We start from the raw sequence: 22115 nt of genomic DNA, 5'->3' as shown, positions 1-22115 counted from the left end.
AAGCCGTGAAGGCCACCCCGAGGTTTCGAGGTGGCCTTCACGAACCTGAGTCAGCTGCCGCGGACCCGCCGCACGGTGTCGCGGTAGAAGTACCCGCTCTGCTTGATCGTCCGCTCCTGCGTCTCGTAGTCCACACGGATCAGCCCGAACCGCTTCGCGTAGCCGTAAGCCCACTCGAAGTTGTCCAAAAGGGACCAAGCGAAGTACCCGCGCACGTCCGCACCCGCGTTGCGCGCCGCCGCGACCGCGGCGATGTGCGAGGCCAGGTAGGCCGTCCGCTGCTCGTCGCGGACGAAACCGGACGAGTCCGGGTCGTCTTCGAAAGCCGAGCCGTTCTCCGTGATGTACATAGGGAGGCCCGGGTAGTCACGCCCGAGGCGGGTCAGCAGCTCGGTGAACTTGTCCGGCAGGATCTCCCAGCCCATCGCCGTCGTCGGCTCGCCGAACGGGACCACCCGGGATGCCGGTGCCCCCTCCTCGTCCACGGAAGAGCCTTTCTCGTCGACGCCCGAGAACTGCTGGCCGAAGTAGTAGTTCACGCCCAGGAAGTCCAGCGGGGTCGAAATGATCGACAGGTCGCCGTCCTGGATCGGGAGGCGCACGCCGCGGGCCTCCAGGTCCTCGACCACGTCGGCCGGGTACTCCCCGCGAACCAGCGGGTCCAGGTAGATCCGGACGCCGAGGCCGTCGGCCTGCCGGGCCGCGCGAACGTCCTCTTCGGACTCCGTAGCCGGGTCCGCCGTGCACATGTTGAGCGTGATGCCGAACTCCGTGTCCGGCGGCGCGGCCTCCCGCATCCGCTGGGTCGCGAGACCGTGGCCGAGCAGCAGGTGGTGGACCGCGTGCAACCCCGCCGCGTAGTCACGCCGGCCCGGCGCCATCACGCCGTGGACGTACCCGTGCATGGCCGAGCACCACGGCTCGTTCAGCGTCGTCCAGTGGCGCACGCGATCGGACAACCGGTCGAACACCAGCATCGCGTAGTCGGCGAAGCGGTACGCCGTGTCGCGCGCCGGCCAGCCGCCCGCGTCTTCGAGCTCCTGCGGCAGGTCCCAGTGGTACAGCGTCAGCCACGGCGTGATGCCGCGCTCGAGCGTCTCGTCGACCAGCCGCTCGTAGAACCCCATGCCCGCTTCGTTGACCCCGCCGCGCCCGCGCGGCTGGATCCGGGGCCACGCCACGGAAAACCGGTAGGTGTCCGCGCCCAGCTCGCCGACGAGCCCGATGTCCGCGGGCATCCGGTGGTAGTGGTCGCACGCCACGTCGCCGGTGTCATTGTTGTCGATCGCCCACGGGACCTGGCAGAAAGTGTCCCAGATGGACGGTGTGCGCCCGTCTTCGGAGACCGCGCCTTCGATCTGGTACGCGGCGGTGGCCACGCCCCAGCGGAAGTCCTGCGGCAGGCTGTCGATCAACGCCTGCTGCTCGGCGGTCGCGGCTGTGGTCTCGGTCAAGGCAGGTCTCCTCCAGTGGTACCGGACAGGGCAGACGGCGTTCAGGGAGTAGCGACGGGATGCAGGAAACACGCCACTTCGCGCGACGGGTCACCGCCGGGCAAGCCCAGCTCGGGCACCTTCGAGTCGCACGGCTCGAAGGCCTTGGGACACCGCGGGTGGAACGCGCAGCCGGCCGGCATGCCCCGCGTGTCCGGCGGTGAGCCCGGGATCCCGGCCAGCTCGCGGCGCGGACCGCGCAAGGCCGGGAACGAGTTCAGCAAGCCGTGGCTGTACGGGTGCAGCGCGTCCCGGTAGAGGTCCGACGCCGGCGCCTGCTCGACGATCCGGCCGCCGTACATGATCGCGATCCGGTCCGAGAACTCGACCAGCAGCGAAAGGTCGTGCGTGATGAACAGGACCGAAAAGCCCAGCCGCTCCCGCAGTTCCACGAGCTGGCCGAGGATCTGGCGCTGCATCACGACGTCGAGCGCGGTGGTCGGCTCGTCCATGATGACCACCCGCGGTTCGAGCGCCAGCGCCATCGCGATCATCACGCGCTGCCGCATGCCGCCCGACAGCTGGTGCGGGTATGCCTCCAGCCGGTCGGCCGAGATCCCGACCAGCTTGAGCAGGTCCCGGGCCCGCGCCAGGCGGCCGGCCTTCGTCGACCGCGGCTCGTGCGCCTTGATGACGTCGACGAGCTGGGTGACGACCTTGTGCACCGGGTTCAGCGAGTTCATCGCGCCCTGGAACACGATCGACGTCTCCGCCCACCGGAAGTCCCGCAGCTGCTTGTCCGTCAGCTTCAGCACGTCGTAGGGATCGCCGTCGCCGGGGTGGTAGATCACCTCACCACCGCGGATCACGCCCGGCGGCGCCAGCAGCCGCGTCAGCCCGTAGGCCAAAGTGGACTTTCCGCTGCCGCTTTCCCCGGCCAGGCCGAGGACTTCGCCGCGGTGCAGCGTCAGGTGCACGTCCCGGACCGCGCGCACGGCCTCGTCGCCGACGCCGTAGTCGACGTCCAGGCCCTTGATCTCCAGGACCGGGTCCATCATGGCTGTTCCTCCCGCCCGAGCACGGGCGTGAAGCCCACGCGCATGCGATGCGTCCGCCCGTCGGCGCCCTTGACGCGCGCCTTGCCGCTGCCGCGCAGCCGCGGGCTGACGAACTCGTCGATGCCGAAGTTGAGCAGGGACAACGCGGTGCCGAGGATCGCGATCGCCAGCCCGGCCGGCACGAACCACCACCACGCGCCCTGCGCGAGGGCCTGCTGGCTCTGCGCCCAGAACAGGATCGTGCCCCAGTTCCAGTTGGACAGTCCCGAGACGCCGACGAACGCGAGCGTGATCTCCGACATCACGGCGAAGATCACCGTGCCGACGAAGCTCGACGCGATCACCGCGGTCAGGTTCGGCAGGATCTCGAAGAAGATCAGCCGCCACGTCGACTCGCCGGTCGCGCGGGCCGCTTCGACGTATTCCCGGCCACGCAACGAAAGCGTCTGCGCTCTGAGCACCCGCGCGCCCCACGCCCACGACGTGAACCCGATGATCACCGCCACCAGGAAGTCACCGCCGGTGGGCACCGCGCTGCCGATGATGATGATCAGCGGCAGCGCCGGGATCACCAGGAACACGTTGGACAGCGCGGAAAGACCTTCACCCGGCGTGCCGCCGAGGTAGCCGGAGGTCACGCCGACGACCACCGCGAGGATCGTCGCCACCACCCCGGCGGCCAGGCCGACCAGCATGACGCTGCGCGTGCCGACCACCACCTGGCTGAAGATGTCCTGGCCGAGGTGGGTGGTGCCGAACCAGTGCCGGGCCGACGGCGCCTCCAGCAGGTCGCTGCTGCGGGCCGACGGGTCGTACGGCGCGATCCACTCGCCGATGATCGCGAGCACCAGGAAGAAGACGATGACGGCGAGGCCGGTGACCGTCTTGCCGCCGGTGAGGAACCGGAACCGGCGCCGGCGGGCCGGCGCGCCGACCGGCAGGGCCTGCACGGCCTTGACGTCCGCTGCGGGCACAGCCATGTCAGCCCTCCTTCCGGGTGCGCGGGTCGAGTGCGAGGTACGCGACGTCGGCGAACAGGTTCGCCACCAGCACCGACAGCGTGATGATCAGGAAGATGCCCTGCATCAGCGGGTAGTCCTGCGAGCCGACCGCCTGGAACAGCTGGTAACCGACGCCGGGGTAGGAGAAGACGATCTCCACCAGCAGCGTGCCGCCGACGATGAACCCGAGCGCCAGCGCGAAACCGGACACGCTCGGCAGCAGCGCGTTGCGGGCGGCGTACCCGACCATCACCCGGCGTTCGGGCAGGCCCTTGGCGTGCGCGACGGTGACGTAGTCCTCCGACGCGACGGTGACCATCATGTTGCGCATGCCCAGGATCCAGCTGCCCATCGAGCTGATCAGGATGGTCAGCGCGGGCAGCAGGCTGTGCTGGATCGCGCTGCCGATGAACGTGCCGTCCCAGCCGGGCACCGTGCCCGGGTCGTACCCGCCGGACGACGGGAAGAAGCTGCCCGGGCCGGCCAGCAGCGTCAGCGCGATCAGGCCGAGCCAGAAGTACGGGATCGACGAGAGGAACGTCGTCACCGGCAGCAGGCCGTCGACCCAGGAGCCGCGCTTCCAGCCGGCGAACACGCCGAGCCCGGTGCCGATCGCGAAGCCGACGATCGTGGTGATGCCGACCAGGATGATCGTCCACGGCAGACTGTCGCCGAGCAGCTCGGACACCGGCGTCGGGAAGAACGTGAACGAGATCCCCAGGTCACCCCGGAAGAGCTGGCCCCAGTAGTCGAAGTACTGGGAGATCAGGCTTTCGTTCTTGTCGAGTCCGAAGAGGACGTACAGCGACTGGACGGCGTCCTGGCTGATCATGCCCTGGTTCTTCGCGATCAGCGACTGCACCGGGTCACCCGGGATCATCCGCGGGATGAAGAAGTTGATGGTGACGGCGGCCCACGCGGTGAAGACGTAGAAGACCAGCCGTTGCAGCAGGAACCTCATCGGGCGGCCCCGTCGTAGAGCCAGCACGCGGCCCAGTGGCCGGGCGCGTCGTCGACCTCGAACCGCGGCGGCAGCTCGGTCTTGCAGCGTTCCATCGCCACCGGGCAGCGAGGGTGGAACCGGCAGCCCGGCGGCGGGTCGATCAGGCTCGGCGGCTCGCCGGCCCCGCGCTCGGCCGGCACCTCACCGGGCGCGAGCTCGGTGTCCACGGCGCCGACCTGGAGCCGGTCGGGGTCGGGGGCGGAGTTGATGAGCAGCCGGGTGTACGGGTGCGCCGGGTTCTGCGTGATGGTCTCGCTGTCGCCGCCTTCGACCATGCGGCCCGCGTACATCACCATCGTCTCGTCGGCGAAGTACCGCGCCGACGCGATGTCGTGGGTGATGTAGAGGATCGCCAGGTGCAGGCGCTCCTTGAGGTCCCGCAACAGGTTCAGGACGCCGAGCCGGATCGAGACGTCCAACATGGACACCGGCTCGTCGGCCAGCAGCGCCTCGGGATCCGCGCCGAGCGCCCGCGCGATCGCAACGCGCTGGCGCTGCCCGCCGGACAGCTCGTGCGGGAACTTGTCGATGTACCGCTCCGGCGGCGTCATCTGGACCCGCGCGAGCAGCTCGTGAAGCGACTTCTCGAGGTCGTCACCCGCGCGGCCGTGGATCTTCAGCGCCCGCGTCAGGTGGTAGCGCACGGTGTGCACCGGGTTCAGCGACGCGAACGGGTCCTGGAAGATCATCTGGACCCGGCGGCAGTAGGCCCGGAACGCCCGGCCGTGCTTGACGTTCACCGTCTCGCCGTGCAGCCGGATGTCCCCGCCGGTGCGCGGGTAGAGCCCCGCGAGCAGCCGCGCGACGGTCGACTTGCCCGAGCCGGACTCGCCGACCAGCGCGGTGACCCGGCCCCGCCGCAGTGTGAGGGTCACGTCGTCGACGGCCTGCACGGCGCGCCGCGGGCCGGTGAGCGCCGCGCGGCCCTTGCGCCGCACCGGGAAGTGCTTCGTGAGCCCCGCCGCTTCCAGAACGACGGGGAGGTCCCCCTCCGACCCGACGGCGACGGGGTCGGAGGGGGCGGGGGCGGCCGCGTCGCCGCGGCCGTCCCCGTGTTCCGTCATGACCGAATCCGCCATCAGGCCGCGGGCTTCAGGTGGAGGACGATGTCCAGCGCGTTGCGCAGCGTGGGCTGCGCCGGGCCGTACGGGTTGGCCTCGTCCGGCCAGCCGACCCAGTTCTTCGTGCTGTACTCGCCGCCGGAGTTCGCCGCCGACGTCGGGATCATCGGCTGCTGCTCCATCATGATCTTCTGCAGCGTGGCCATCGCGGCGGTGCGGGACGCGTCGTCCTCGGCGTTGGCGTAGGTCGCCAGGGCCTGGGTCGCCTCGTCGTTCTTGTACCGGCCGTAGTTGCCGTTGATGCCACCCTGACCGGTCGGCTTGTAGCGCGAGCCGTCCATCACGTCGCGGTACATGTCGTACGGCGTCGCGCCGTCGTTGGTCCAGTGCATCAGACCCTCGAAGTCACCGGTGTCGACCGACTTGATCCACGCGTCCTGGTTCATCTTCTCGACCGTGGCGGTGATGCCGATCTGCGCCAGGTTGTCCTTGATGATCTCCAGGTCGGTGATGTAGTCCGACCAGCCCGACGGGACGGTGAGCTTCAGCGTGACCGGCTTCCCGCTCGGGTCGGCCAGCTTGTCGCCGTTGAACTTGTAGCCCGCGCCCGTGAGCAGCGACTTCGCGCCCGGGACGTCGACCTGGACCGACTGGCCCTTGTACTGCGGCGCGATGAACGGGTCGCCCGCCGGCGTCGGAATGCCGGTGACCTGGTCGTTCTTCGGGTAGAAGTACCCGGCCTCACCCTGGTTGAAGATGTCGTCGCGGTTGATGACCTTGTTGACGGCCTGACGCAGCTTCGCGTCGTTCCACGGCGCCTTCTCGGTGTTGAACCACAGGCCGTGCACGGCCAGCTGCGCCGGGAACCACAGCTTGTAGTGCTGCGGGTCCTTGTTGGTGTAGACGGCCTTGTAGTTCGGGATGAAGACGAAGCTCCACTCCGACGCCCCGCTCACCAGCGCGTTGACCTGCGCGTTGTTGTCGGTGTAGGAGGTGTAGCGGATCTCCTTGACCTTCGGCGCTTCCTGCCAGTAACCGGTGTCGCGCCGGGTGACGATCATCGTCTGCGGCGTCGCCGACTTCAGCGTGTACGGGCCGGTGCCGATCGGGTTCTTCACCGTGTCGAGCGCCGGGTCCTTGATGGACTGCCAGACGTGCTTCGGCACGACGAGCGTCTGCAGGATCTTGACCTGGTTGACGAACTGGGAGCCGTCGAAGGCCAGGGTGACCTGGTTGCCGGCCGGGGTGATGTCCTTGTACGGCACGGCGTCGACGTTCAGCGCCTTGTTGTCGCGCAGCAGCTGGAACGTGTAGGCGACGTCCTCGGCGGTCATCGGCTGGCCGTCGGAGAACTTGACGCCGTCACGGACGGTGAGGACGAGCTTCTTGTAGTTGTCCGACCAGTCCCACTTCGTCGCCAGCCACGGCTTGCCGGGCTCCTGCGGCTTGACGCGGTTGAGCATGACCAGGGGCTCGTAGATCATCCACCGGTAGCCCATGTTCGACAGGGCGGACGTCTCGAGGAACGGGTTGTTGTTCTCCGACTGCGGGCCGTCGGGCTTGCCGACGTTGAGGACCGCGTCGGGGTTGCCCTGCCCGGCGCTCGAGCTGCCTCCCCCGCACGCGGTCAGGCCGGTGACGGCCATCAGTCCCACTAGCGCTGCGACGATGGAGCGCTTGACTCGCATCGGTTCCTCCTGGCGATCGACGACGTGCGTGATGTCGACTGGTAGCGAGCCCCGACCGCCGGCGACCGAACGACGTTCCGAAGTCAACCCGGGTGACTCGGGTCACGTCAATAACACGCGGGTAACGTTTTGTGCCTAAGTTTAAGTACTAAAAGAACTGGATGGTTGGACCACTTGGCGGTGCTACTCCTTGCGACGCAAGGGATTCAGCCGGTCCGGCCACCCGTCGCGAGCAGCTGCGCGACGGGCAGCGTCGCCGCGCCGAGCGCGACCGCCTCCGGCCCGAGCCGGCCGAGGACGACCTCGGTGCGCTCGGCGAGGTAGTCCAGGGCGTGCCGGCCCACCGCGCCGCGGACCGCGGGCAGGATCGCCGGTCCCATGATCGCCCCCGCGGAGCCGGAAAGCACCACCCGGTCGGGGCTGAGCAGGTTGATCAGGTTCGCGATGCCGATGCCCAGGTACTCGCCGGTCTCGGCGAGCACGTCGGCGGCGGCTCCGCCGCGCTCGGCCTCGGCGACGATCCGGGCCAGCTCGGCGTCGCTTTCGTCCCCGATGACCGGTTCCTGGCCGACCCGGTCGGCGTAGCGCCGGACGACCGCCTCCGTGCCGACGTAGGCCTCCAGGCAGCCGCGCGAGCCGCACCGGCAGGCCGCGCCGGCCGCCTTGACGACGGTGTGGCCCCACTCGCTGGTGGTGATGCCGGGGTGCGACGGCCCGGCTGTCGCGACGGCGGCGCCGACCCCGACGCCGAGCAGCGCGACGATGGCGCGTTCGGCGCCCCGGCCGGCGCCGCGCCAGGTCTCGGCCTGGCCGAGCGTGCGCGCGCGGTTGTCGAGGTGGAGCGCCATGAGCTCGCGCCCCGGCCGCGGCCCGGGCCCCGGCGGGAACAGCGCGTCGATGTGCGGCCGGATCAGGCCGGCGAAGGCGACCCCGCGCCAGCCGAGGGTGGGCGCGTGCACGATCCCGCCGTCGCGGACCGCGCCGGGCACCCCGATGCCGACCCCGAACACCGCGCCCGGTTCGCCGCCTTCGAGCACTTCGGCGATGCCGGTTCGCACCAGTCCGGCCACTTCGTCCGGATCGAGCCGGGTGCCGACGAGCGGGTGCCGTACTGTGCCGAGGGTCCCGAGAGCGCAGTCGAACAGGCCGACTTCGACGTGCGTCTCACTGACGTCGACGCCGACGACGTGCCCGAAGTCCGGCCGCACGGCCAGCAGCGTCCGGGGTCGTCCGCCGTCCGATTCGACCGATCCGGCCTCCGCGACGACGCCGTCCGCGATGAGCTCGGAGACGACGTTCGTAACGGTGGCGGCCGACAGTCCCGATTCAGCTACTAGTTCCAGTCTGCTGACGGGGCCGCGGAGGTAGAGGGAAGACAGGAGGGCCGCGCGGTTGTGCCGTCGGAGGTCTCGGGTCGTCTGGCGTACCACCTGGGTCACCTGGGGGATTGTGCCAGAGACTGACCGTGCGACCATCAGTTCGGGACTTAGTTCACTACTTAATACATAGCCACAACTTACGGTGATCAGGCATCCTGTCAGTGAGCCGGTAAGAGTTCAGATGGGTTGCCCATGGCGAGCAAGCGCACCACCGTCCGCGATCTGCGGCGGCACAACCGTTCCCTGCTGCTGTCGAAACTGTACTTCGACGGCCCGCTGTCGCGGCACGAACTCAGCCAGCTCACCGGATTGAGTGCGGCGACGGTCAGCAACGTGACCGCCGAACTGGGCGAAGAACGCCTGATCACGGAAGCGGGCCAGGTCGAGTCGGACGGCGGCCGGCCACGGGTGCTCCTCCGCGTCGACCCGGCGTACGGGCACGTCGCGGGGGTGGACATCGGCGAAACCGGCGTCAAGGTCGAGCTGTTCGACCTGGCGATGAACCGCCTGGCCACGGTCGAGCACCCGCTCCCGAAGGCCCCGGACCCGGCAACGGCGGTCGAGCAGGTGACATCCGGACTGCGTGAGGTGTTCGCGACCTTCGAAGACGCGAACGTGCTCGGGGTGGGCATCGGCGTCCCGGGCACGGTCGAGCAGGGCGCCCGGGTCCTGGTCCACGCGCCGACGGTCGGCTGGGACGCGGTGCCGCTGGTGTCGCTGCTGCAGGAAGCCGGGGTTTCCCTCCCGTTGTTCGTGGACAACGGCGCGAAGACCCAGGGCCAGGCCGAGATGTGGTTCGGCGCCGGGCGCGGCGCACGGCACGCGGTGATAGCGCTGATCGGCTCAGGCGTGGGCGCGGCGGTGGTGACGGACGGAACGACGTACCGCGGCTCGACGAGCAGCGCGGGCGAATGGGGCCACACGACGATCGCGTACGGCGGGCATCCCTGCCGCTGCGGAGCCCTGGGGTGCTTGGAGGCGTACGTCGGCGCGGGCGGCGTGCTGTCCCGGTACCGGCGCGCGCGGGGCAAGGACGTCCCCGGCGAGGACGAGCAGGCCCAGTTTTCCGCGTTGCTGGAGGCGGCGGCGAAGTCCAAAACGGCGGCCCGGGTGCTGGACGAGACGGCAGGCTACCTCGGCGCGGGGATCGCGAACCTGATCAACCTGTTCAACCCCGAGCGGATAGTGATCGGCGGCTGGGCCGGCCTGGCCCTGGGCGAGCAGCTGCTACCCCGAATCCGCGAGGCGGCGAGCGAGCACGCGCTGCGGCACCCGTTCAGCCAGACGTCGATCCAGCTGGGGTCGCTGGGCCTGGACGCGGTGGCCACCGGCGCGGCGACACTGCCGGTGGCGGACCTGCTGGACCAGGGCGCGACGACAAGGATCGTGAAGCCGAGCGCTTCCGACTCCGACGCGGCGTGACTACGCGCGGCGGCTCCTGAACCAGGCCCACAGGAACATCACCCCGAGGAACCCGCTGCCCAGGAACAGCAGGATCCCCAGCACCAGGTACAGCGTGCTGACGTGCGCCAGTGCCATCCACGCTCCTCCGGCGGACCCGAGCAGCATGAACAGCGCGACCGCGAGCGATCCCGGCGGCAACGGCGGCTTCTCCTCGGTCACGGCTCCCCTTCCGGTGGCGGCTGCTCCCCGGTACCAGGGCCGTCAGCACATCACCCTTAATTCGGGTTGAAAAAAAATGACCGCCCGACGGTTGCCCGGCTTGTCTGGACCATGCATACTTTGTTGCCAAGCACAACAAAGGTCTGAACCACCTCGCGGCCCTTCCCCCGCCCCCGGGCCGCGAAGCCGGTCGCGCCTGCCGCCGCCCCGGCATGCGAGGCCACCTCCCCCTCCCCGGCGCTTCGCGCTGCGCGCGGAACGCCGGTCCCCACGGTGAGAGAGGCGACAACGATGTCCACCTCGTTCCGCAAGTTCCGAAGAGCAGCGGCGCTCCTGGCCACCTGCTCCCTGCTGCTGCTCGGGCAGCAGGCGCTGACCGCCCCCGCGGCCGAAGCCGCGGCCACCTTCACCGACGACTTCAACGGCCCCGCGGGCGCCGCCGTCGACGGCTCGAAGTGGCAGCTCGAAACCGGCGACAACGTCAACAACCACGAACGCCAGTACTACACGTCGGGCACCAACAACGCCCAGCTCGACGGCCAGGGCCACCTCGTGATCACGGCCAAGCGCGAGAACCCCGGCAACTACAACTGCTGGTACGGCCGCTGCGAGTACACCTCCGCGCGGCTGAACACGGCCGGCAAGTTCACCCAGGCCTACGGCCACTTCGAGACGCGCATGAAGCTCCCGCGCGGCCAGGGCATGTGGCCGGCCTTCTGGATGCTCGGCGGCGGCAACTGGCCGACCGACGGCGAGATCGACATCATGGAGAACGTCGGGTTCGAGCCGAACACCGTCCACGGCACGATCCACGGCCCGGGCTACTCCGGCTCCGGCGGCATCGGCGCCGGGTACAGCGGCCCCAACTTCTCCGACGACTTCCACACCTACGCCATCGACTGGTCCCCGAACCAGATCAAGTGGTACGTCGACGGGAACCTCTACCAGACGCGCACGCCGTCCGACCTGAACGGCAACCGCTGGGTCTACGACCACAACTTCTTCATCATCATGAACCTCGCCGTCGGCGGGTACTGGCCGGGCGACCCCAACAGCAGCACGCAGTTCCCGCAGCAGCTGGTCGTCGACTACGTCCACGTCACCAACGACACCGGCGGCGGCACCCCGCCGAGCGGGCGCACCGGGCGGATCACCGGCATCGGCGGCAAGTGCGTCGACGTCGCGGGCGCCAGCACCGCCAACCTCACGCCGATCCAGATCACCGACTGCAACGGCAACGCCGCGCAGAACTGGACGATCGCCGGTGACGGCACGATCCGCGCGCTGGGCAAGTGCATGGACGTCAACGCCGCGGGCACCGCGGACGGCACGGCGGTGCAGCTCTACGACTGCAACGGGACCGTGGCCCAGAAGTGGGTCGTCAGCGGGGCCAAGGACATCGTGAACCCCAACGCGAACAAGTGCCTGGACGCCACCGGGAACTCGAGCGCGAACGGCACCCGGCTGCAGATCTGGACCTGCGGCGGCGGCGCGAACCAGAAGTGGACCACTCTCTGACCCGCTCCCCCTCGTGAGTGGTAATTCGGGTTCTAACCCGAATTACCACTCACGACCCCTTTCCCCATAGGAGAAACCCAGTGCGGCGAATCATCGTCGCGCTAATGGGGTGTGCCCTGTTAGCGCTTTCTCTCCTCACGTCCACCTCCGCCCAAGCGGCGGTCGAGGCGGGACCGTCCGCGAGCCAGCTGCTCGCCAAGACCACGTCCTGCCAGCAGATCTCGAACGGCAAGTACTCCTTCGACGAAGGCGGCGCGGCCACCGTGCCCGTCTGCCAGGCCAACGGCGCGGTCTTCTTCAAGGCCGACATGGACATCGACTGCGACGGTGTCCGGACCAGCCAGTGCAACGAGCAGACCGACTGCTGCTTCTACCCCGACACCGCGTTCCACACCTCGACGGACCAACCGCTCAACGCCGCGCAGCTGCCGTACATCGTGCTGCCGCAGCCGACGTCCACCTGGGACTACCGCAACTACGGCATCGACGGCGGTTCGGTCGTGGCGGTGATCTACAACAACCAGGTCACCTACGCCGTGGTCGGCGACACCGGTCCGACGAGCATCATCGGTGAGGCGTCCTACGCGACGGCCGTCAACCTCGGCATCAACCCGGACCCGTCCAACGGCGGCACCGAGGGCCCGGTGACCTACATCGTGTTCCCGAACACGCACGTCAACCCGATCGAGAACCACAACAACGCCACCAGCCTCGGTGAGCAGGTCGCCACGCAGTTCGCCGGCGGCACCACCACCCCGCCCACCGGCGGCGGCGGGCGGATCACCGGCATCGGCGGCAAGTGCGTCGACGTGAACGCGGCCAGCAACGCCAACGGCACCGCCGTGCAGCTGTACGACTGCAACGGCTCGACCGCTCAACAGTGGACGGTCGGCGCCGACGGCACGGTCCGCGCGCTCGGCAAGTGCCTCGACGTCACCAGCGCGGGCACGACGAACGGCACGCCCATCCAGCTGTGGGACTGCAACGGTTCCAACGCCCAGAAGTGGACGTCGAACGGCTCGCAGAACCTCGTGAACACCGGGTCCGGCAAGTGCCTCGACGCCACCGGCAACTCGAGTGCCAACGGCACCCGGCTCCAGATCTGGACCTGCGGGTCCGGTGCGAACCAGAAGTGGACGCTGCCATGAGAAAACGCTCTCTCCTCGCCCTCCTCGGCGTGACCGCGCTCGCCGCGGCCACCTTCGCCGTACCCGCGCAGGCCGCGGGCGAGACCGTCAACGTCTGGCTGACCACGACCAGCGACTCCGGCGGCCGGACGGTCACCCGCGGTCTCCAGCAGCAGACGCCGGTCACCTTCACGTCGGGCACCGGCACCGGCGGGGTGACCATCAACGTCAACGAAAACACCACCTACCAGCAGTTCGAAGGCGGCGGAGCGTCCTTCACGGACACCGCGGCCTGGCTGATGAACTCCAGCGGCGCGCTGTCGCAGGCCACCCGCGACGACACGATGCGCAAGCTGTTCGACCCGAACAGCGGCATCGGGCTGAGCTTCATCCGCAACCCGCTCGGCGCGTCCGACCTGGCCCGCTACAGCTACACCTTCGACGACATGCCGGCCGGCCAGACCGACCCGAACCTGACGCACTTCTCGATCGCGCACGACCAGGCCGACGTGCTGCCGCTGACCAAGCAGGCCAAGCAGCTCAACCCGCAGGCCAAGGTGATGGCGTCGCCGTGGAGCGCGCCGCCGTGGATGAAGGACAACGACAGCTACCTGCTGGGCTGGGTCGAGTCGCAGTACTACCCGGCGTACGCGCAGTACTTCGTCAAGTACCTCCAGGCCTACCAGGCCGCCGGCGTGCCGATCGACTACGTCTCGATGCAGAACGAGCCGACGTGCTGCGCGAGCTACCCGTCGACCAACTGGAACGGCGCGGGCCTGGCCTACTTCGCGAAGAACAACCTGCTGCCGGCCCTGCAGGGCGCCGGACTGTCCACAAAGGTCCTCGCGCTCGACTGGAACTGGGACACCTACGCGTCCTACGGCGCGCCGACGCTGGACGACTCGGCCATCCGCAACCACCCGAACTTCGGCGGTGTCGCCTGGCACGGGTACGGCGGGAACATCGCCCAGCAGACGACCACCCACAACCAGTACCCGAACGTCAACGCCTACTCGACCGAGCACTCCGGGGGCACCTGGATCTCGAACCAGCAGGCCGAAGACATGAACAACATCGTCGACTACACGCGCAACTGGTCGAAGAGCGTCACCAAGTGGAGCCTCGCCGTCGACCAGAACATGGGCCCGCACAACGGCGGCTGCGGCACCTGCACCGGCCTGATCACCGTCCACAACGGAGACTCGCGCAGCGGGCAGGTCGACTACACCGTCGAGTACTACACGATGGGGCACCTGACGAAGTTCGTGAAGCCGGGCGCGTACCGGATCGACTCGAACGACAACTCGACCGTCCGCAACGTCGCGTGGAAGAACCCGGACGGCTCGAAGGCGCTGATCGCGTACAACAGCGGCACCGGCAACCAGAGCGTGCGCGTGAACTGGGGCAACTCGTCGTTCACCTACACGCTGCCCGGCCACACGTCGGCGACGTTCACCTGGGCCGGCAACCAGGGCACGGGCGGTGGCGGCGGCAAGACCGGCGCGATCACCGGCCTCGGCGGCAAGTGCCTCGACGTCGCGGGCGCGAACAGCGCCAACGGCACCGCGGTCCAGCTCTACGACTGCAACGGCTCCGGCGCTCAACAGTGGACGGTCGGCACCGACGGCACGCTCCGTGCGCTGGGCAAGTGCCTCGACGTGACCGGACAGTCCACAGCGGACGGCGCGTTGCTGCAGCTGTGGGACTGCGGCGGGACGGCCAACCAGAGATGGTCGGCGACCGCAGCCAAGGACATCGTCGGGGCGGCTTCGAACAAGTGCCTCGACGCGACCGGCAACTCCAGCGCGAACGGCACCCGGCTGCAGATCTGGACCTGCACCGGCGCCGCCAACCAGAAGTGGAACGTGCCCGCATGAAGAAGCTCGCAGCATTCGCTGCTCTCGTAGCGGCCGCGTCGGCCCTGGTGCTCGCGCCCGGTGTCGCGCAGGCGGCGACCGGTCCGATCACCGGCCTCGCCGGCAAGTGCGTCGACGTCAACGCGGCGAGCACCGCGAACGGCACGGCCGTCCAGCTGTACGACTGCAACGGCTCCGGCGCTCAACAGTGGACGGTCGGGTCCGACGGATCCCTGCAGGCGCTGGGCAAGTGCCTCGACGTCACGAGCGCCGGCACGGCCAACGGCACCACGATCCAGCTCTGGGACTGCAACGGCTCCACCGCCCAGAAGTGGACGGCCAACGCGGCGAAGAACCTCGTGAACACCGGGTCGGGCAAGTGCCTCGACGCCACCGGCAACTCGAGCGCGAACGGCACGCGGCTGCAGATCTGGACGTGCGCCACCAGCGCCAACCAGCAGTGGACGCTCCCGTCCGGCGGCACGACCCCGCCGCCGTCCGGCCCGGGCGTGATGGCCGTGGCGCCGTACCTCTACAACGGCTGGGGCAACCCGCCGAGCCCGCAGACGATCCAGAACGCCACCGGCGTCAAGTGGTTCACGCTGGCGTTCATCCTGTCCAACGGCTACTGCAACCCGATGTGGGACGGCGGGCGCGCGCTGACCGGCGGGGTCGACCAGAACACGATCAACGCGGTCCGCGCGGGCGGCGGCGACGTCATCCCGTCGTTCGGCGGGTACTCCGGCAACAAGCTGGAGTCGTCGTGCGGCAGCGCGGGTGAGCTGGCGGCGGGCTACCAGAAGGTGATCAGCGCCTACGGCCTCAAGGCGATCGACATCGACATCGAGGCCGACGCCTACAGCAACCCGACGGTGCAGCAGCGCACGGTCGACGCGCTGAAGACGGTCCGGGCGAACAACCCGGGCATCAAGCTGTACGTCACGTTCGGCACCGGACAGTCCGGTCCGGACAACAGCCTGGTCAACCGCGCGGCCCAGTCCGGCCTCACGGTCGACGGCTGGGTGATCATGCCGTTCGACTTCGGCGGCGCGGGCCAGAACATGGGCACGCTCACCCAGCGCGCGGCGGAAGGCCTCAAGAACGTCGTCAAGTCGGCTTACGGCTACGACGACGACGCGGCCTACCGGCACATGGGCATCTCGTCGATGAACGGCATCACGGACAACAGCGAGACGGTCACGCTGAACGACTTCACCACCATCCTGGCCTACGCGAACCAGCACCACCTGGCCCGGTTGACGTTCTGGTCGGCCAACCGCGACCGCCCCTGCCCGGGCGGCTACCCGAACGACGACACGTGTTCGGGTGTTTCCCAGCAGGCGTGGGACTTCACGAGGATCTTCGCCCGCTACGCCGGCTGACGGCGTTTCTTCAAGCCGAAGGGCCCGGCCGGGACTCCCGGCCGGGCCCTTCCGGCGTCACCCCGAACTTCTCGATCACGAACCGCCAGAACAGCGGCACGGCCTCGGCGGCGGGGCGGTGGATCCGGTCGTCGTGCCCGGTCACGGACCGGTGCTCGACCAGAACCCCGCCGGGACCGACCAAACCGGACGAAGGCGACCGGACGACCACCACCTCGATCGGCCGGTAGTCCGGCACCGGCCGAGGCGTGACCACGAGGTCGTGCATCGAGGTGAGCCCGGCCAGCCGGTCGCCGCCACTGGCGGCCACGCTGTCGGCGATGTCCGCCATCGCGCGGAGCTCGGGGTGCTTCGCGACCAGGTCTCGGAACCGGTCGACGATCTCCGCCCAGGGGACCTCGTCGAACCGGCCCGGCCACGCTCGCGAGTTCATCCGCACCCGGTCAGTGTCCCAGCCCGGAGCTGCCGGGCCGCAACACTGGGGAGGCCGCGACCCGGCAGCCGGACGGTCCGCAACCGCTGGGGGTACTCCGGCCGCGAAACCGCATCGAGGTTATCCAGCCGGGCCCGGCGAAGACGAGCACTCGGCCCGTCCGGACGGGGACGGTGCCCGAACGGCCACTCCCACCCCCGGCCCCAAACGCCCCAATGTGGCCTTCGGTGCGTCTAACGCACCCAAGGCGGCCTTCGGTGCGTTAGACGCACCCAATGTGGCCTTGGGGCGCTTGCCACTACTCCGACATCGCCGCCCGGGCCACCGCGGCGCGGTCGGCGTAGGCCCCGACCAGCTGTTCTTCGGCGTCTTCGAGGTACTTCATCAGCAGCTGCTCGGCGCCCGGGCCGTCCCCGGCCTCGATGCGATCGAGAATCTCGTGGTTGCGCGGCAGGTAGCGCTCGTGGAACCGCCGGGGCTCGGCCATGATGTGGAAGACCAGCCTCAGTTCGGCGGTCAGCCGGCCGACCAGCTCGTTGACGCGCTCGCTGCCCGACAGCGCGGCGAGCTCCTGGTGGAACCAGACGTTCGCCGTCCCGAGGTCCTTCCAGTTGCCGCTGCGCGCCGCCTCGTCGCCGATCTCGACCTTCTCGCGGATCTTCGCGAACGACGCCGGCTTCGCCGTCACCCCGCGGACCGCCGCGCACTCGATGATCTTGCGCACCCGGTAGATGTCGACGACGTCCTCGACGCTCGGGATGCGGACGAAGACCCCGCGGTTGAGCTCGTGGGCCAGCAGCCGCTCGTGCGTGAGCAGCCGGAACGCCTCCCGCAGCGTGTTGCGCGAGACGCCGAGCGCGTTGCCGATGTCCTGCTCCGAGAGCCGGCCGCCGGGCAGGAAGAAGCCCTCCGCGATGCGCTTGCGGAGGACGCCGGCGACCCGCTCGGCCGTGCTCTTGCGGCTGACCAGGCCACGATCGGCCTCCAGGCCCGGAACCACGCTGTCTTCGATGACCACGTCACGGATGGTACCCGTCACACTGAGGACGATGTAATTGCCATCTTGTGGAATTGTTCAACAATCCCTACTGTGTGAGGCACGCCACGATGAGACACTGGCCAGGAGGTGCCCGACATGACTGCCACAGCAACCGAGGCCCGGCCGTTCGACTGGTTTCGCACACTCGGCAAACGCGGACGCCGCGCCTTCGCGGGCGCGTTCGGCGGCTATGGCCTGGACTCGTTCGACTACCAGACCCTGCCGCTCGGCCTCGCCGCGATCACCGCGTACTTCGGCATATCGAGCGGCGAAGCCGGCCTGCTCGGCACCACGACGCTGGTCGTGTCGGCCATCGGCGGGGTCGGGGCCGGCATGCTGGCCGACCGGATCGGCCGTGTCCGCACGCTCCAGATCACCATCGCGATGTACACGATCTTCACCGTGCTCTGCGGGTTCGCGCCCAACTTCGAGACGCTGCTGATCTTCCGCGCCCTGCAGGGCCTGGGCTTCGGTGGTGAGTGGGCGGCCGGCGCGGCGCTGGTCGCGGAGTACTCCTCGGCCCGCTACCGCGGCCGGACCGTGGCGTTCGTGCAGAGCGCGTGGGCGGTCGGCTGGGGCCTGTCGGTGATCGTCTACACCGTCGTGTTCAGCGTCGCGAGTGACGACGTCGCCTGGCGCATCATGTTCTGGACCGGTGTCATCCCCGCGCTGCTCGTGCTGTGGGTGCGCAAGAGCGTCAAGGACGCGCCGCGCGCCGAGGAGCGGCTGAAGACCGAACGCCCGAAGGGCACGCTCGTCCAGATCTTCAAGGGTGACCTCCTGCGCACGACGTTCTTCGCCGCGCTGCTGGCCACCGGCGTCCAGGGCGGCTACTACACGATCTCGACGTGGCTGCCGTCCTACCTGAAGAAGACACGCGAGCTGACCGTGATCGGCACCGGCGGTTACCTCGCCTTCCTGATCACCGGGGCGTTTGTCGGGTACGTCTGCGGCGGGTACCTCACGGACCTGATGGGGCGCAAGAAGACCTTCCTGACCTTCGCGATCCTCTCGGCCGGGCTGATCGTCGCGTACACGCAGATCCCCAAGGGCGCCAACGGCCTGATCCTCGTGCTCGGCTTCCCGCTCGGCTTCTCGATGTCCGCGATCTTCAGCGGTTTCGGCGCGTACCTCGCCGAGCTGTACCCGACGACGTTGCGCGGGACGGGCCAGGGCTTCACCTACAACTTCGGCCGCGCGGTCGGCGCGATCTTCCCGACCGTCGTCGGCTTCCTCGGCGCGGGCGGCGCGATCGTGTTCGGCGCGCTGGGGTACGGCATCGCCGTGCTCGCTCTGCTGGGGCTCCCGGAAACCCGGGGCATCGAACTTGTCGACTGATTTTTGTGGGGGTGCAACCCCCACACCCCGCCCGGGGGCCCGCCCCCGGACCCGGAAACCTCCCAAGGGGGAGCTCGTGACGACTTTCGACGAACCCGCGACGTTCAGCCCGGCGCAGGCGCGCTCGGTGTTCCGCCGCGGCAACGCCCGCCCCACCACGGGCTGGGCCGACGGCTTCACCCAGACCAACCTGATCGCCGTGCCCCAGGACTGGGCCTACGACGTCCTGCTGTTCTGCACCCGCAACCCGCAGCCGTGCCCGCTGCTCGACGTCACCGACCCCGGCGACCCGGCCACGCGGCTCGCCGAGGGCGCGGACCTGCGCACCGACCTGCCGCGGTACCGGATCTGGCAGAACGGCGTGCTGGCCGGCGAGGTGTCGGACGCGACCGGCCTGTGGCGCAGCGACATGGTCGCCTTCTCCATTGGCTGCAGCTTCACCTTCGAGACGGCGTTGGCCGCCGAAGGTGTTCCGCTGCGGCACGTCGAGCAGGGCCGCAACGTCGCGATGTACGTGACGAACCGGCAGTGCGAGCCCGCCGGGCGGCTCTTCGGCCCGATGGTGGTCTCGATGCGGCAGATCCCCGAGGAGCGCGTCGACGACGCCATCCGCATCACCCGCGCGATGCCGGCCGTGCACGGAGCTCCGGTGCACATCGGCGATCCGCGTACGCTGGGGATCGAAGACCTTTCCCGGCCGGACTTCGGTGATCCGGTGGACGCGCGCCCCGGTGACGTCCCGGTGTTCTGGGCCTGCGGGGTCACCCCGCAGGCGGCGCTGATGGCGTCGCGTCCCCCGTTCGCGATCACCCACGCGCCGGGGTACATGTTCATCACCGACTCCCGCGACAGCGAATACCGGGTGGGTTGAGATGGATCTGAACAGCGATCTCGGTGAGGGTTTCGGCGCCTGGAAGATGGGCGACGACGAAGCCATGCTCGACATCGTGACCAGCGCGAACGTCGCCTGCGGCTTCCACGCCGGCGACCCGTCGGTGATGCGGCGGGTGTGCGACCTCGCGGCCGAGCGCGGCGTCGCGATCGGGGCGCACGTCGGGTACCGCGACCTGGCCGGGTTCGGCCGGCGCGCGCTCGACATCGCGCCGGCCGACCTGGCGGACGAGGTGCTCTACCAGATCGGCGCGCTCGACGCGTTCGCCCGCGCGGCGGGCAGCCGCGTGACGTACGTGAAGCCGCATGGCGCGCTGTACAACACCGCGGCGGTGGACGTCGAGCAGGCCGCGGCGATCGTCGACGGCCTGCGCCGGTACGACCCGGCGCTCGCGCTGCTCTGCCTGCCGGACTCGGAAATGCAGCGGCAGGCGGAAAAAGCGGGTGTGGTGGCGTACGCGGAGGCGTTCGCCGACCGTGCCTACACCCCGGAAGGGCGGCTCGTGTCGCGCAAGCAGCCGGGCGCCGTCCTGAACGACGCGGCCGCCGTCGCCGAGCGCGCGGTGACGATGGCGTCGGGCGGCGGGGTGGTCACGGCCGACGGCGGCAAGCTCGACCTCCGCCCGGATTCCCTGTGCGTGCACGGGGACACGCCGGGCGCGGTGGAGCTGGCCCGGCGCATTCGCGACGGCCTGGCCGCCGCGGACGTCCCGCTCGGCGCGTTCACCGGATGACCGTCCGGCTGCTGCCGTGCGGGCGGCGCGCGGTGCTGGTGGAGCTGGAGGACGTGCTGGGGTTCCAGGCCGCCGTGACGTCGTTGGAACTGCCCGGCGTCGAAGAGCTGGTCCCGGCGGCACGGACGTTGCTGGTGCGCTTCGACCCGAAGGTGACGGACGCGGACCGCTTGGGCGCGGTGCTGCGTGAGGTGTCCCCTGTGGACAGTGCGGTGTCCGCTTCGGCCGAGGTGGTGATCCCGGTGGTGTACGACGGCGAGGACCTGGCCGACGTCGCGGCCGAGGCGGATGTCTCCGTCGCGTCGGTGATCGCCCGGCACAGCTCGGGTTCGTACGTCTCGGCGTTCTGCGGTTTCGCGCCGGGGTTCGCGTATCTGTCCGGTTTGGACCCGGCGTTGCACGTGTCGCGCCGGTCGTCACCCCGGACGCGCATCCCGCCGGGTTCGGTGGCGATCGCCGGCGAGTACAGCGCGGTCTACCCGAGCGCGTCTCCTGGCGGCTGGCGATTGCTCGGCCGGACGGACGTGCCGGTGTGGGACGTCGACCGCGACCCACCGAACCTGCTGCCACCCGGCACGCGGGTCCGGTTCACGGCGGTGCCGTCGTGAAGCTCGAAGTCGTCCGGCCGGGCTTCGCGACCACGGTCCAGGACCTCGGCCGGCCGGGGCACGCCGCGCTCGGCGTCGGCCGCTCGGGCGCCGCGGACCGGGGGTCGTTCCAGCTGGCCAACCGGCTCGTCGGCAACCCGCCCGGCGCCGCGGCCCTGGAGGTGACGCTCGGCGGGCTGGTGCTGCGCGCGTCGAGCGTGACAACGGTGGCGGTGACGGGCGCGCCGTGCCCGCTGTCGAAGGGCGGGCTGAACGCGCCGATCACGCTGTGGCCGGGCGAAGAACTCGCGCTGGGCACGGCTTCCTCGGGTCTGCGGTGTTACGTCGCGGTCCGCGGCGGGATCGACGTCGCGCCGGTGCTGGGTTCCCGGTCGACCGACACGCTCGGCAAGCTGGGCCCGCCGCCGCTCGCCGCCGGGATGCTGCTGCCGGTGGGCACCCCCGGCGCGTTCCCGGTGGTCGACCTGGCGCCGCGGGCGGCGTTGCCTGACGCGCCGGTCCTGCGGGTGACACCGGGACCGCGTCGCGACTGGTTCGTGTCCCCGGACGAGCTGCTGTCCACTGTGTACACGGTGTCGCCGGAGTCGGACCGCGTCGGCATCCGGCTCACCGGGCCGCCGCTCTCGCGGACCCGCACGGACGAGCTGCCGTCCGAGGCGTGTGTGCCCGGGTCGCTGCAGGTGCCGCCGTCGGGCCGCCCGATCCTGTTCCACGCCGACCACCCGACCACCGGCGGCTACCCGGTGATCGCGGTGGTCGAAGAGGAAGATCTGGACCTCGCGGCGCAGCTGCGCCCGGGCCAGACCGTGCGCTTCCGCCCAGCGTCGTGGGGGGGGGGGGGGGGGGGGGGGTGGCCCCCCCCCCCCCCCCCCACAACCCCCCCGGGGGAAGGCGCCACCCCAAAAAAACAAAATCAACGGCCCCTCCCCCTCCCTCCTTTGGC

At 69.8% G+C, this 22115-nt stretch carries 19 protein-coding genes and 1 pseudogene; 10 read left to right on the top strand and 10 right to left on the bottom strand.

What is annotated here, in order from left to right; translation table 11 throughout:
* Positions 1-50 precede the first annotated feature (50 nt).
* The 7 genes from ACZ61C_RS02845 to ACZ61C_RS02815 all read right to left on the bottom strand — a co-directional run bounded on the left by ACZ61C_RS02845 (position 51) and on the right by ACZ61C_RS02815 (position 8683).
* A complete protein-coding gene (locus tag ACZ61C_RS02845; protein ID WP_465302117.1) occupies positions 51-1454 on the bottom strand; it encodes a GH1 family beta-glucosidase in 1404 nt (467 codons plus the stop codon).
* A 41-nt stretch (positions 1455-1495) separates the two neighbouring features.
* Positions 1496-2491 (bottom strand): ABC transporter ATP-binding protein, encoded by a 996-nt coding sequence (locus ACZ61C_RS02840; protein WP_465302115.1) that lies wholly within the window; start codon positions 2489-2491, stop codon positions 1496-1498.
* Complete coding sequence (locus ACZ61C_RS02835; protein ID WP_465302113.1) at positions 2488-3471, bottom strand: ABC transporter permease; 984 nt, start codon at positions 3469-3471, stop codon at positions 2488-2490. The genes ACZ61C_RS02840 and ACZ61C_RS02835 overlap by 4 nt, the downstream gene beginning before the upstream one ends.
* A 1-nt stretch (position 3472) precedes the next feature.
* Positions 3473-4453, bottom strand: a complete 981-nt coding sequence (locus ACZ61C_RS02830; protein WP_465302111.1) for an ABC transporter permease — start codon at positions 4451-4453, stop codon at positions 3473-3475.
* On the bottom strand, positions 4450-5559 hold the full coding sequence (locus ACZ61C_RS02825; protein WP_465302109.1) for an ABC transporter ATP-binding protein: 1110 nt from the start codon (positions 5557-5559) through the stop codon (positions 4450-4452). Before ACZ61C_RS02825 ends, ACZ61C_RS02830 begins: the two co-directional genes overlap by 4 nt.
* 14 nt (positions 5560-5573) lie before the next feature.
* Positions 5574-7244, bottom strand: a complete 1671-nt coding sequence (locus ACZ61C_RS02820; protein WP_465302107.1) for an ABC transporter substrate-binding protein — start codon at positions 7242-7244, stop codon at positions 5574-5576.
* Between the two features lie 206 nt (positions 7245-7450).
* Positions 7451-8683: an ROK family transcriptional regulator gene (locus tag ACZ61C_RS02815; protein WP_465302105.1), complete on the bottom strand. Its 1233-nt coding sequence runs from the start codon at positions 8681-8683 to the stop codon at positions 7451-7453.
* Between the two features lie 132 nt (positions 8684-8815).
* Between ACZ61C_RS02815 and ACZ61C_RS02810 the strand changes: the two genes are divergently transcribed.
* The gene (locus tag ACZ61C_RS02810) at positions 8816-10045 is read left to right on the top strand and encodes an ROK family transcriptional regulator (protein ID WP_465302103.1); all 1230 of its coding nucleotides are present in this window, start codon (positions 8816-8818) and stop codon (positions 10043-10045) included.
* Here the strand turns inward: ACZ61C_RS02810 and ACZ61C_RS02805 are convergent, their stop codons facing one another.
* Positions 10046-10246, bottom strand: a complete 201-nt coding sequence (locus tag ACZ61C_RS02805; RefSeq protein ID WP_465302101.1) for a hypothetical protein — start codon at positions 10244-10246, stop codon at positions 10046-10048.
* 291 nt (positions 10247-10537) lie between these two features.
* On the opposite strand from ACZ61C_RS02805, the gene ACZ61C_RS02800 reads away from it, so the two are divergent.
* The 4 genes from ACZ61C_RS02800 (at position 10538) to ACZ61C_RS02785 (ending at position 16129) form a co-directional block, all read left to right on the top strand.
* Positions 10538-11764, top strand: a complete 1227-nt coding sequence (locus tag ACZ61C_RS02800; protein WP_465302100.1) for a family 16 glycosylhydrolase — start codon at positions 10538-10540, stop codon at positions 11762-11764.
* Positions 11765-11868: 104 nt separating this feature from the next.
* Positions 11869-12912, top strand: coding sequence for an RICIN domain-containing protein (locus ACZ61C_RS02795; protein WP_465302098.1), 1044 nt, complete (start codon positions 11869-11871; stop codon positions 12910-12912).
* Entirely contained in the window at positions 12909-14768 is a 1860-nt protein-coding gene (locus ACZ61C_RS02790; RefSeq protein WP_465302096.1) for a ricin-type beta-trefoil lectin domain protein, read from the top strand. The genes ACZ61C_RS02795 and ACZ61C_RS02790 overlap by 4 nt, the downstream gene beginning before the upstream one ends.
* A complete protein-coding gene (locus tag ACZ61C_RS02785; RefSeq protein ID WP_465302094.1) occupies positions 14765-16129 on the top strand; it encodes a ricin-type beta-trefoil lectin domain protein in 1365 nt (454 codons plus the stop codon). Before ACZ61C_RS02790 ends, ACZ61C_RS02785 begins: the two co-directional genes overlap by 4 nt.
* 10 nt (positions 16130-16139) lie before the next feature.
* On the opposite strand, the gene ACZ61C_RS02780 is transcribed toward ACZ61C_RS02785, so the two are convergent.
* Entirely contained in the window at positions 16140-16568 is a 429-nt protein-coding gene (locus ACZ61C_RS02780; protein ID WP_465302092.1) for a hypothetical protein, read from the bottom strand.
* 292 nt (positions 16569-16860) lie between these two features.
* A complete protein-coding gene (locus ACZ61C_RS02775) occupies positions 16861-17580 on the bottom strand; it encodes a GntR family transcriptional regulator (protein WP_465302090.1) in 720 nt (239 codons plus the stop codon).
* A 117-nt stretch (positions 17581-17697) separates the two neighbouring features.
* On the opposite strand from ACZ61C_RS02775, the gene ACZ61C_RS02770 reads away from it, so the two are divergent.
* The 5 genes and pseudogenes from ACZ61C_RS02770 to ACZ61C_RS02750 all read left to right on the top strand — a co-directional run.
* Positions 17698-18939 carry an MFS transporter gene (locus tag ACZ61C_RS02770; protein WP_465302088.1) on the top strand — a complete coding sequence of 414 codons (1242 nt, stop codon included), beginning with the start codon at positions 17698-17700 and terminating at the stop codon, positions 18937-18939.
* Positions 18940-19015: 76 nt separating this feature from the next.
* Positions 19016-19810: a putative hydro-lyase gene (locus ACZ61C_RS02765; RefSeq protein ID WP_465302086.1), complete on the top strand. Its 795-nt coding sequence runs from the start codon at positions 19016-19018 to the stop codon at positions 19808-19810.
* A gap of 1 nt (position 19811) precedes the next feature.
* Entirely contained in the window at positions 19812-20564 is a 753-nt protein-coding gene (locus ACZ61C_RS02760; protein ID WP_465302084.1) for a LamB/YcsF family protein, read from the top strand.
* A complete protein-coding gene (locus ACZ61C_RS02755) occupies positions 20561-21172 on the top strand; it encodes a 5-oxoprolinase subunit B family protein (protein WP_465302082.1) in 612 nt (203 codons plus the stop codon). Before ACZ61C_RS02760 ends, ACZ61C_RS02755 begins: the two co-directional genes overlap by 4 nt.
* Positions 21169-21996: pseudogene (locus tag ACZ61C_RS02750) on the top strand (5-oxoprolinase subunit C family protein); the annotation flags it as partial. The gene ACZ61C_RS02755 and the pseudogene ACZ61C_RS02750, both read left to right, overlap by 4 nt.
* Positions 21997-22115: the final 119 nt, after the last annotated feature.

The organism is Amycolatopsis sp. NPDC104587 (assembly GCF_055583645.1).
Note: the sequence above shows the minus strand (reverse complement) of the source record. Positions and strands in the feature narration are given on the sequence as shown.